Annotated in this window: 11 protein-coding genes; 4 read left to right on the forward strand and 7 right to left on the reverse strand. The window is 70.0% G+C overall.

From position 1 onward, the window contains the following. Positions 1-31 precede the first annotated feature (31 nt). The gene (locus tag ACFU8V_RS13745; protein WP_378872119.1) at positions 32-1,084 is read right to left on the reverse strand and encodes an alpha/beta hydrolase; all 1,053 of its coding nucleotides are present in this window, start codon (positions 1,082-1,084) and stop codon (positions 32-34) included. A gap of 51 nt (positions 1,085-1,135) precedes the next feature. Further along, the gene (locus ACFU8V_RS13750) at positions 1,136-1,660 is read right to left on the reverse strand and encodes a TetR/AcrR family transcriptional regulator (RefSeq protein ID WP_025102506.1); all 525 of its coding nucleotides are present in this window, start codon (positions 1,658-1,660) and stop codon (positions 1,136-1,138) included. Positions 1,661-1,738: 78 nt separating this feature from the next. Between ACFU8V_RS13750 and ACFU8V_RS13755 the strand changes: the two genes are divergently transcribed. Next, a complete protein-coding gene (locus ACFU8V_RS13755) occupies positions 1,739-2,449 on the forward strand; it encodes an MBL fold metallo-hydrolase (protein ID WP_378872122.1) in 711 nt (236 codons plus the stop codon). A gap of 312 nt (positions 2,450-2,761) precedes the next feature. Here the strand turns inward: ACFU8V_RS13755 and ACFU8V_RS13760 are convergent, their stop codons facing one another. The 3 genes from ACFU8V_RS13760 to ACFU8V_RS13770 all read right to left on the reverse strand — a co-directional run bounded on the left by ACFU8V_RS13760 (position 2,762) and on the right by ACFU8V_RS13770 (position 6,164). After that, positions 2,762-3,289, reverse strand: a complete 528-nt coding sequence (locus ACFU8V_RS13760) for a cysteine hydrolase (protein ID WP_249521683.1) — start codon at positions 3,287-3,289, stop codon at positions 2,762-2,764. Between the two features lie 107 nt (positions 3,290-3,396). Then, entirely contained in the window at positions 3,397-4,836 is a 1,440-nt protein-coding gene (locus ACFU8V_RS13765; protein WP_378872124.1) for a purine-cytosine permease family protein, read from the reverse strand. Positions 4,837-4,880: 44 nt separating this feature from the next. After that, complete coding sequence (locus ACFU8V_RS13770; protein WP_378872126.1) at positions 4,881-6,164, reverse strand: M18 family aminopeptidase; 1,284 nt, start codon at positions 6,162-6,164, stop codon at positions 4,881-4,883. Positions 6,165-6,391: 227 nt separating this feature from the next. On the opposite strand from ACFU8V_RS13770, the gene ACFU8V_RS13775 reads away from it, so the two are divergent. Beyond that, on the forward strand, positions 6,392-7,255 hold the full coding sequence (locus ACFU8V_RS13775; RefSeq protein WP_025102501.1) for an EamA family transporter: 864 nt from the start codon (positions 6,392-6,394) through the stop codon (positions 7,253-7,255). A 9-nt stretch (positions 7,256-7,264) separates the two neighbouring features. Here the strand turns inward: ACFU8V_RS13775 and ACFU8V_RS13780 are convergent, their stop codons facing one another. Continuing rightward, on the reverse strand, positions 7,265-7,918 hold the full coding sequence (locus ACFU8V_RS13780; protein WP_231729504.1) for a response regulator transcription factor: 654 nt from the start codon (positions 7,916-7,918) through the stop codon (positions 7,265-7,267). A 226-nt stretch (positions 7,919-8,144) separates the two neighbouring features. On the opposite strand from ACFU8V_RS13780, the gene ACFU8V_RS13785 reads away from it, so the two are divergent. Continuing rightward, positions 8,145-9,287 (forward strand): sensor histidine kinase, encoded by a 1,143-nt coding sequence (locus ACFU8V_RS13785; RefSeq protein ID WP_378872129.1) that lies wholly within the window; start codon positions 8,145-8,147, stop codon positions 9,285-9,287. Between the two features lie 213 nt (positions 9,288-9,500). Here ACFU8V_RS13785 and ACFU8V_RS13790 read toward each other — a convergent pair whose 3' ends face one another. Beyond that, positions 9,501-10,244, reverse strand: a complete 744-nt coding sequence (locus ACFU8V_RS13790; RefSeq protein ID WP_378872132.1) for a GntR family transcriptional regulator — start codon at positions 10,242-10,244, stop codon at positions 9,501-9,503. Between the two features lie 170 nt (positions 10,245-10,414). Between ACFU8V_RS13790 and ACFU8V_RS13795 the strand changes: the two genes are divergently transcribed. Continuing rightward, a complete protein-coding gene (locus ACFU8V_RS13795) occupies positions 10,415-11,338 on the forward strand; it encodes a phosphate/phosphite/phosphonate ABC transporter substrate-binding protein (protein WP_378872135.1) in 924 nt (307 codons plus the stop codon). Positions 11,339-11,346: the final 8 nt, after the last annotated feature.

Raw genomic sequence — 11,346 nt, forward strand, 5'->3', positions numbered from 1 at the left:
TCGGAGCCGAGGTCGGACGAAAGGGGCCGGGTCAGCGGGTGTGCGCGTCGAGGAAGGCGATGGTGTCCGCGAGCGCCTTCCGGGCCTCGGAGAGATCGAGGTGGAACTGGTACTCGTGCGGCAGCTCCGGCTCGTGCGGCGCGGGCCAGAACACCGGCGTCACGTCGACCCCGAGCTCCTGGAGCCGCTTCGACATCGGGATCGACTGGAGCCAGGTGAGCCCGTCGCCGTTGCCGCCGGAGATGTAGGTCGCGGGGAAGTCGGCCGTGACCCAATCGACGGTCGACATCGTGGCGCCTGTCGAGTCCTCCGCCCAGGTCTTCGTGCCGGAGTACGCCCACATCGCCGACTTGAAGCCCCATCCGGCGACCCCGTCGAGTTCTGCCAGTGCGGCGAGGTCGTAGACGCCGCAGTTCAACACGGTGGCGACGAGCTGATCGGCGCGGATCGACGGGCGGATGCCGAGGATCTCCGCGTAGTCCGGATTCGTGATGAGTGTCGCCATCTGGCTGGCGAGCTGGGCCCCGGCGGAGTCTCCTGCGAGCACGATGCGGCGCGGATCGACGCCCAGTTCCGCCGCGTGCGCGTCGATGTAGGCGAGGGCCTCGTCGAGCTGGTGGACGGCGAGCGGATACACGCCCTCGGGTCCGCGGGTGTAGTTCACGCCGATGGTCGTGTAGCCCTCCGCGGCGAGGATGCGGAGGTACGGATCGACGTCCTCCTTCGAGCCCGAGATCCAGGCGCCTCCGTGGATCCACACCACGGTCGGCAGTGCGCCGTCGGCGGAAGCGGGGCGGAAGACGTCCATCGTCGTGTCCGCGCCGGCGTCACCGTAGGCGACATCCTTCCGCTCGTCGAGGGCGGTGTCCGGGACATGCTTGGTCATCTCGGCGGCGGTCTCGTCGCCGCCCTTCGTGAACACGGAGCGGATGATCATCGCGGACGGCCACGGGGTGAGCGCGCCGACGATCGCGACGACGGCGGCGACCGCGGCGAGGGTGCCCACGGCGATCTTCGTGCGACGCCAGGGCGTCCGACCGGTCTTCGCGGCCACGGTTCCGGCGGTGCTGCGGGAGTCTTCCACGGCCTCAGTGTGCCAGCATCCGCCGTCATGGACCGGGAATGACGAGCGTCCTCACCCGGCGAGGCTCGCGAGGAGACGCCGGAGGCCGTACTCGAAGGCGCGGTCGACGTCACCCCCGAGTCGGAACGCCCCGGACAGTTCCATCTGCAGGAATCCGGTGGCCCAGGCGGTGAAGAGACGCGCGGCGTCGAGAGCGTCCGTCTCGCCGACCGCGGTGGCGCAGGCGCGGATGACGGGGGCGGCGGAGCGTTCCAGGGCCTCGCGGGAGACCGCGGCGTTGAACATGAGGCGGAAACCCTCCGGATGCGCATGAGCGAAGGCGCGATAGGTCCGGGCGAGCGTGGAGAGGTCGTCGCCGGCCGCCTCGAGCTGGGTCGCGAGGGCATCGACGGATGCCGTGGCGACCGCGACTCGCAACGCCTCACGATCGCGCACGCGCTTGTAGAGGGAGGGGGCCCGCACGCCGACACGCTCCGCGACCGCCTGCATCGTGAGCCCCGCAGGACCGTCGGCCTCGATGATCTCCTGGCCGGCCGCGACGATGGCATCGATCGACGTGCGTTCGGGGGTGGGCATGGATCCTCCTCGATGGCTATTGACAGTAGCCATGATAGCTACGTAACGTAGCCATCGCAATCGCCCGAGAGGATCATCATGAAGCTCGCCCCTCACCTCCACCGCCTCGGCAACGACATCGTCGCCTCGTACCTCATCGACCTGCCCGAGGGCATCACCCTCGTCGACGCCGGGTTGCCCGGGCACTGGCATGACCTTCAGCGGGAGCTCGCCGTGATCGGCCGCCCGCTGTCCGACATCCGCGGACTCGTGCTGACCCACGGCGACAGCGACCACATCGGATTCGCGGAACGACTGCGTCGCGAGTCCGGCGTTCCGGTGTACATCCACGGCGCCGATGCACACCGCGTGCGTACCGGGGAGAAGCCGAAGACCCCGATGGGTCCTTCCCGGATCGGTCCCATGCTCGGGTTCCTCGCCTACGGCCTCCGCAAGAGTGCGCACCGCACGCGCTACGTCACCGAGGTTTCCGAGGTCGCGGACGGTGACGTGCTCGACCTCCCCGGGGCCCCGGTCGTCGTGGGTCTTCCGGGGCACTCGCCGGGGAGCATCGCGGTGCACGTCCCGGCGGTCGGCGCGGTGTTCGTCGGCGACGCCCTGACCACGCGGCATGTGCTCACGGGGGAGGAGGGCGCGCAACCCGCCCCGTTCACCGACGAGCCCGCGGAAGCCCTGGCCTCGCTCGACCGCCTCGCGGCGCTCGACGCCGAGTGGGTCCTTCCTGGCCATGGTGCTCCGTGGCGCGGAACTCCCGCCGACATCGCCGCCGCGGTCCGCGCCTACGCCTGACGCTCGCCCCTGTCAGGTTCGATAAAGCTCCTCACCGCCTCTGCCGAGGTGCACTTTCCGTCCCGCCCGAACGCCGCACCACGGTGCCGGATCGATAACGCACCGCCGTCGCGCGGCGGAGGTGCATTTCGCGTCCCGCGGCGGGGACTCCGTGCGGGATCGAAAACGTGCCCGGTGGGCCCGCGCGAGGTGCGGGATCCGTCCCGCTGGGAGGGCTCGCCGGCGTGCGGGATCGAGAACGGGCGCGAAACGGTGTGCGGAGGTGCGATTTCCGTCCGGCACGGGCGCGGGATGCGGGCCCGGGGGAGGGGGTCAGGGGGAGAGGAGGGTGGCGGTGTCGGTCACGGTGATCTGCGGGGGATACAGGGACATGACCTGCACGGCGGCGGAGTGGTTCTCGGCCGTGGAGCCGGCGCAGGCATCCGCCACGAGCGTCACGCGTGCCCCGGCGTCCGCGGCGGCGAGAGCGGTGGACACGACGCAGCAGTCCGTGGACACCCCTGCGAGCACGATCCGACCACCGCGCCCCACGATCGCCTCCAGCTCCGGACCCCACTTGCCGAACGTCGGGAGGTCGACGGTGGGATGAGGCGACAGGCCTTCCGCCTCGGGGACCAGCGCGTACAACGGGTCGTCAGCGGGGCGGTCGGCGAACGGCCACGCGGCGAAGTACTCGCCCCAGGAGGTCGAGCGGTCGGCCGTCGGCAGCCACCGGGTCACGAGCACGCGCTCGCCGAAGGCGTCCGCGAGGCGCCGGATGTTCGTCATCGCGGCGGCGAAGAACGGCGAGCCCCAGGCCGAGTCGGGCGACGCGAAGATCACCTGCGGATCGACCACCACGAGCCAGCTCTCGTCTGCGGAACCGGCCGCCTCCTCGGCCCCGCGGCCTGCCGCCCCCTGGGTCCCTGAGCCTGCCGCCCCCTGGGTCCCTGAGCCTGTCGAAGGGCTCACGACTCCTGCCGCCGGATCTTCCCGGCCCGCGCGAACCAGGTCACGAGGAACGAGAGCACGAGCGCCACGAACACCCCGAGGTTCGCGTACGCCCAGTCCCCGTCCGTCCCGCCGACGAGGAACAGGAGGTATCCCTGCCAGTTGTTCCACGGCGCCGAGTCCGCGAAGCCGTTGAGGACGAGGCCCCACCCGATCACGCTCGCGACGACCATGGTGCCGATCGAGGTCCAGTCCCAGGCGCCGTAGCGGCCGCGGCTGTCGAACAGGGCCGCCTCGTCGTAGTCCTTCCGGCGACGCAGGATGTCGGCGATGAGGATGCCGGCCCAGGAGGCCAGCGGCACGCCGAGGGTGATGAGGAAGCTCTGGAACGGGCCGAGGAAGTCGGTCGCGAAGAAGACCACGAAGATGGTGCCCGCGGTGAGGATCGCGCCGTCGATCGCCGCCGCCGACGGCCGCGGGATGCGGATGCCGAGGCTGAGCAGGGTCAGGCCCGAGGAGTAGATGCCGAGCACTGCGCCGGAGACGAGCGCGAGCACGGCCGTGAACAGGAACGGCACGAGCACCCACACGGGCAGGATGCTCGCCAGCGCGCCGATCGGATCGGCGGCGATCGCGACCATGAGCTCCTCGTCCGATCCCGCGAGCAGCAGACCGAAGACGACGAGGATGACCGGTGCCACCGAGCCGCCGATGGTGTTCCAGGCGACGATCGCCCCGTCGGACGCGGTGCGCTTCTGGTAGCGCGACCAGTCCGCGGCGATGTTGATCCACCCCAGCCCGAATCCGGTCATCGCCATCACGAGCGCGCCGACGACCTGGCCGATGCCCCCGTCAGGACGGGCCAGCACCGCGGCGAGGTCGATGGTCGGCGCGGCGAGGATGATGTAGACGATCGTCACGACGCCGGTGATCCACGTCAGCACCGACTGCAGCCGCATGATCGTGTGGTACCCGAGCACGGAGGCGGCGACGATCAGCGCGGCGACGATCACGGTCGCGAGGATCTTCAGCCACAGACTGTCGCCGTCGCCGCCGAGCTGCGTGATGACGGTCGCCGTCGCGAGCACGGCCATGATCGCGAGGAACGTCTCCCACCCGATCGACGTGAGCCAGGACACGATCCCTGGCACCTTCTGCCCCTGCACGCCGAACGCGGCCCGGGAGAGCACCATCGTCGGCGCCGACCCCCGCTTGCCCGCGATCGCGATGAGTCCGCACAGCAGGAACGACACGACGATGCCGACGACCGACACCACCGTCGCCTGCCAGAACGAGATGCCGAAGCCGAGCACGAACGAGCCGTACGACATCCCGAACACCGAGACGTTCGCCGCGAACCACGGCCAGAACAGGTCGCGGGGCTGGGCGGTCCGCTCGGACTCGGGGATGATCTCGATGCCTGCACGCTCGATGAGAGCCGGCCTGATGTCGGTCATCCTCACATCCTGGCACTCCGGGGGCGCACTCCGCGCGGCCCGATTCAGCCGGCGAAGAAGGCCCCGGCCACGCGGGTCAGGTCGTGCAGGTCCGAGACCCCGGCGAGCTCGCGGGCGGAGTGCATCGAGAGGATCGGGATGCCCACGTCGACCGTCCGGATGCCGAGCCGGGTCGCGGTGATCGGGCCGATCGTCGAGCCGCACGGCACGCTGTTGTTCGAGACGAACTCCTGCGTCACGACCTCGGCCCGATCGCACCAGTTCCGCCAGGACGCGGCGCCGACCGCATCGGTCGCGTAGCGCTGGTTGGCGTTGAGCTTGAGGATGGGTCCGGAGCCGAGCACGGGCTGCACGACGGGGTCGTGCCGGCCGATGTAGTTCGGGTGCACGGAGTGCCCCACGTCGCTGGACAGGCACCACGACGACGCGTACGCCTGGCGGCGGGCGGAGCCGTCGGCGCCGAGCCCCGCGTAGAGACGCTCCAGAACGTCTTCGAGGAAGGGGCCTGCGGCGCCGGAGCGCGACTCGGAACCGAGCTCTTCGTGATCGAACGCGGCGAGGATCGCGATCGGCGCGCCCGCCACGGGGGCGTGTGCCGCGAGGGCCACGACGCCCGCGTGCACCGAGGCGAGGTCGTCGAGCCGGCCGGAGGCGAAGAACGCGTCGTCCTTGCCGAACACGGCGCCCGGTGCGGCGTCGGCGACCACGACGTCGTAGCCGCGGATCTCTGCGGCGTCCACGCCGGCGGAGTCGGCGAGCTCGGCCAGCAGATCGGCCTCGGTCGGATCGCCCAGACCCCACACCGGCTGCGTCTCGGTCTGCTTGTCGAGCGCGAGGCCGTTGTTGACCCCGCGATCGAGGTGGATGGCGAGCTGGGGGAGGCGCAGCAGGGCTCCGGTGTCGGCGAGGACGACCCGTCCGTCGGCCAGGGCGAGCCGGCCGGCGAGGCGCAGCTCCCGGTCGAGCCAGGAGTTCAGCAGCGGACCGCCGTACACCTCGACGGCGGCCTGCAGCCAGCCGCGGGCTCCGGTGGTGGGCTGCGGCTTGAGCTTGAAGCCGGGGGAGTCGGTGTGCGCTCCGAACACGTGCACGGGCGTCGTGGCGGTCGCGTCCTCCGGCACCACCCATGCGATCGTCGCGCCGTCGCGGACGACGAGGTACCGGCCTCCGGGCTGCGCAGACCAGGCGTCCTCCTCCTCCAGCCGTGTGAAGCCGGCCTCCTCCAGACGGCGGGCGGTCTCGGCGGCGGCATGGTAGCTCGACGGGGATGCGGCGACGAAGTCGGCGAGGTCTTCGGCGTGGGTGAGGGCGTCCGGGGTGACGGGCATGGCATGACCTTCCTGCGCAGGGTGTCCTTCGAGCGTAGTCGCGCCCGGTCGCCGCGCCCCTCCCGGTCGGGGATAGGGTGGTGGCGATAGCGCCTAGGGTTCCGGGGTCTGCACCCGTCTGGTCCGAGCGGCGCCACGGTCCTCCTCCGCAGGAGGGCCGTCATCTGACAGGACAAAAGCCCGGAGGACCCGATTCGTCGCGCCCGCGGCGGAGGGAAGGGTCTGCCGTGTCCGCTGTCGCTCTCGTCCTCGTCCTCGCCGCCGCGATCGCCCACGCGTCCTGGAACGTCATCGCGCACGGCATCAGCCGCGCCGGCTCGCCGTTCCTGTGGTGGGGTGCGGTCGCCAGCACCGCCGTCTGGATCGGGGCCGTGCCGTTCACGGGCGGACTCGGTGCGGCCGACCTCGGCTCGTTCGCACTTGGGGTCTCCGTCTCCGCGGTCCTGCACGTCGCCTACATGGCCGTGCTGCAGCGCGGCTACCGGGAGGGCAGCCTGTCGACCGTCTATGCGACGGCACGCGGCACCGGCCCCTTCCTCTCCGTGATCGTCGCCGTGCTCCTGCTCGGCGAACGCCCCTCGGCCCTGGCGCTCGTCGGCGTCGCCGCGGTGATCGCCGGTGTGGTCGCGATCGGGTTCGTCGACCGCCGTCCGGCGGGCAGCGGGCGCCGCATCGACCCCGGCCTCCTGTTCGGTGCTCTCACCGGCGTGGCCATCGCGGTCTACACGATCTGGGACGCCCACGCGGTGCGGGAGTGGGAGCTGTCACCCGTGGCGTTCATGGTCGGGACGACGCTGCTGCAGGTGCCGTTCTATTCCGTGGCGGTGCGCGGACGATGGGGTGCGGTCGTGGCGCTGGGGCGCACGCAGTGGCGGCGCATCCTGGCCTTCGGCATCCTGTCGCCGCTGTCCTACATCCTCGTGCTGACCGCCATCCAGATCGCTCCGGTGGCGCTCGTGGCGCCGCTGCGGGAGGTCAGCGTCGTGCTCGTGAGCCTGTTCGGCGCCTTCGTCCTGCGCGAGTCCCGGCCCGGCTGGCGGATCGGCGCCTCGCTGGTCGTCCTCACCGGGATCGTGCTGCTCGCGCTCTGAGGCCGCGGCTCACCGGAAGGTGACGAGGCCGGCGTGGGCGGCCGTGACGAGGATCTGCACGCGGTCGCGCAGGTGCCACTTCGACATCATGCGACCGAGGTGGGCCTTCACGGTTCCCTCCGAGACGATGAGCGCCTTCGCGATCTCGGCATTGGACATGCCCTTCGCGAGGCACTGCAGCACCTCCTCCTCGCGCTCGGTGAGCGGTTCGAGGGTCTCCGCGGCCGCGGTGGGAGTGGAGTCGCGCACATGGCGGATGAGCATCGACGCGATGCGGGGCGACAGCGAGCTCGCTCCCGCGAACACCTCGCGCACGCCCGTGACGATCTCCTCCGCGCTGGAGTCCTTGAGCAGGTAGCCGGAGGCGCCTGCGCTCAGCATGGGCAGCACCGTGTCGCTGCCGTCGAGTGTGGTGACGGCGAGGATGCGCACGTCGGGCCACCGTTCGGCGATCGCCGCAGTCGCCTCGATGCCGTTCATCTCCGGCATCTGGACGTCCATCATCACGACGTCGGGCTTCTCGCGCTCGACCGTCGTGAGGGCCTCCACACCGTCCTCCGCCTGCGCCACGACCGTGATCTCGGGCGCGCGCGACACGAAGTGCGACAGCGCCGAGCGGACCAGAGGATCGTCATCGACGATCACCACGCGGATTTCCTGCATGGAGGAAGCCTAACGGCGTGAAGCGGGCGCTCTGAGGATGTAGACCTTTGGCTATCGAGGTCTGGACGAACGCCAGATGTGCGCTCCGCGCGCCGCCGAGAAGATGAATACAGACATCGACAAACGGCACTGGAACGGAGGTGAATGTAATGACTTTCTGGCAGCAGGTTGGCAAGTTCTTTGGTCTCGTCCGCTAGAGTACCTGGCGAATAGGAGATAGTGAACCATGGCCTTCGACCATTCGATTCGCGGTTCCGCGGATTCGCTCCGACTGGTTCGAGGCGAGAAGCTCACTGCCATCGAGCGCATCGTCGTTCTGGCGATCATCTCCATCACCGTCGCCGTCGACGTCATCGGCCTCATCGTCGCCCCGGGTGTGAATCCCGCGGCCGTCCTGGTGAGCATCGCGTCGTCGGCAGTGTTCGCCCTTTATCTCTGGAAACCCCTCATCGCGACATGCGCCCTCGGCGTCGTGTTCGCCCTCTCTTTTCTGGCAGGAACCGAATCCCAGGTCTTGACCGCCGCCGCTGTCGCGGCCGGGCTGGTCATGCGACTCGGGTGGACCGCGTTGATCCTGTCCTACACGGGGGCCTTTCTCGTCTCTGCCGCTATCGTCGCCTTCGGCGATGCGGATTCCGGCGTGAATGTCGCCCTCTATCTCGTCTTCGCCGCAGTCGCGGGTGCCGTCGGCTTCGCCCTCCGATTGGCGTTCGCCCGCGGCAGCAGACTCGAGCGTCAGCTGGAGGCTGCGGCGGAGCAGGAACGGGAAGCCGTCCTCGCCGAGCGACGATGGATCGCCGGCGAGTTGCACGACAGCATCGCGCACCACCTCACGGTGGTGTCGCTGCACGTGCAGATGCTCGAAGACCCCGACGCCAGCGATGGCTCCCGGGAGGCGATCCGTGTCGCCGCCCGGAAGGCCATGACCGACCTCCGTTTCGTGATCGACCTCGCCGACGACGGCCCCCGTGCCGCGGGTATGCCGACGGGCGACCTCGTCGCGGCGGTCGAGGAGGCGCAGACCGAGTTCGAAGCGGCCGGGCACGAGGTCATCCTCGATGGCGACCCCGGCGACGAGCGCATCCCCCGGGCCGTGGAGATCGTGCTCGCGCGCATCGTGCGCGAGTCGGCGACGAACGTCCTGAAGTACGCGGGCCCCGGCACCGTCGAGATCCGTCTCGCCGTGGACGACGACAAGGCCCACCTGTCGCTGCGGAGCCCGCTGCCCACGACGCCGCGTCGCGAGCTCTCCTCCAGCCGGACCGGACTCGGACGGATGGCCGAGCGCGTGATGGGCGCCAGCGGCGAGTTCAGCGCCGGGGAGGTGGACGGGCATTGGCTCGTCTCCGCCGTGTTGCCGGTGGTGTGAGCCCCGCGTAGTCTGAGACGACGCCCGTGATCCGGGCCTGAGACCGTAGACGAAAGTCTACGAGTGTCTCGACATTCGGCACTTCAGCGGCCTCGCGGTGCCGACATATCCTGAAGGCTCCCCAGATAAAGCGTCCCCAGCGCTGCGATCGCGGGCGCGATCTTTCTGGCTTCTTAAACTCCCGCGCCCGCGGTCGCGAATCTGTTCCGGGGCTCAGCCGCCCACCGCTCTCATGTAGTGTCCGTCCGTCGAGATCCCGGATGCCGCCACCGTGAAGCGCACCACCTCGCTGAGGTAGCGGTCTTCCGATGCCTCGAAGATGCGCCCCTCGGCGTCCCGCGACGTCCGGGTGAGGCGGAGGATCGGGGTTCCGCGCGGCACACGCAGGAGCGCGGCGTCCTGGTCGTCGGCGGCGACCGCGTCGATCACGTGCTGCAGGGTGACGATGGGATGGCCGACCGAGGCGAGGTACTCGGTGATCGACACCTCATCGAGGTCCACCTCGAACAGCCGGCGCCCGACGTCCTCGGTGTACGCGAGGCGCTCCAGCATCGTCGGTCGACCGTCGAGAAGCCGCAGCCGGACCACGCTCACGATCGTGTCGTCGCGTCCCACGCCCAGGGCCGAGGCGAGGTCTCCCGCGCGACGCAGGCCGAGCTCCTGCGTCTGCGCGCCCGGCCTGACGCCGAGGTCCCGCGCCCACCGGGTGAAGGGAACCGAGACGTCCACCGCCTGATTCGCCTTCCGTGCCACCACGCGCGCGGGGCGGCCGCGGCCCGTCTCGATCAGCCCTTCGGCGCGGAGGGCCGCCAGGGCGTTGCGGATCGGACCGCGTGACGTGCGCCAGCGCTCCGCGAGCTCCGCTTCGGTCGGCACGTCGTCCCCGGGGCGGAGCGTCCCGTCGGCGATCCGCGCACGGAGGTCGTCGGCGATCTGGGTGTACACAGCTTCGGCCACATAGGCACATTACTTCGTTCGACGCCGTCGCACAGCGGGCGTTGCGTGGCCGTTCACCCAGGCGAATGCCGGGTGAACGCCGCCTGAACTCTTCCGAGATAGGTATACATCTCGGCCGCGGGGCTGGGAGAGTCGTCCCTGGATCACTCCTCCCACCCTGAAAGGTCCTCATGAAGCTCCGCGCTCTCCCTGCCCTCGCCGGCGCTGCGGTCCTCGCGCTCGGCCTCGCCGGCTGTTCCGGATCGGCCGACGCCACCGACGCCTCCGCCGACGCTCAGTCGGTCGGCGGATTCGCCGTCGACGAGAACACCCTCGTCTTCGGCGTCGTCCCCGACTCGGTGGACACCGAGACGAACTACCAGCCGCTCATGGACTACATCGCCGAGGTCACCGGCAAGACCGTCGAGTACCACGAGTCCACCGACTACGCCGCGCTCATCGAGGCCGCCGTCGCCGGCAAGGTCGACGTCGCCTCGTTCTCGGGGTTCACCTACGTCACCGCGACGAACAACGGCGCGAAGCTCACCCCGATCTCCTCCATCGTCACCGAGGAAGGCCAGGAGCCCGGCTACTACTCGCAGGCGATCGTGCCGGTGGACAGCGACATCTCCAGCCTCGAGGACTTCGCGGGCAAGAAGGTGTGCTTCGTGGACCCCTCGTCCACTTCCGGCTACCTCTTCCCGTCGTACAACCTCATCGAGGCGGGCGTCGACCCGAAGACCGACATCACCCCCGTGTTCGCGGGCAAGCACGATGTCAGCGTGCAGAAGGTCGGCGAGGGCGTCGAATGCGAGGCCGGCTTCGCCGAGGACTCCGAGGTCGAGAAGTCGGACACGGTGAAGGTCATCGCCGAGACGATGGTCCCGGGCGCTCCGCTCGTCTACTCGTCGTCGCTGCCGGACGACCTGGCGACGCAGCTCGTCGACGCCCTCGGCGAGGTCACCATCGACGACATCATCGCGGCGGGCATCGACAGCGCGGACTCGGACGCGTTCCGCAGCGTGTTCTACGCCACCAAGCCGGTGGACGACGCGTACTACGACCTCATCCGCGACATCTGCGCCGAGACCGAAGCCGAGCAGTGCCAGGGCTGACGCCCCGC

Origin of the sequence: Microbacterium sp. NPDC057658 (assembly GCF_042799975.1) — a bacterium.
Classification (GTDB): Bacteria; Actinomycetota; Actinomycetes; order Actinomycetales; family Microbacteriaceae; genus Microbacterium.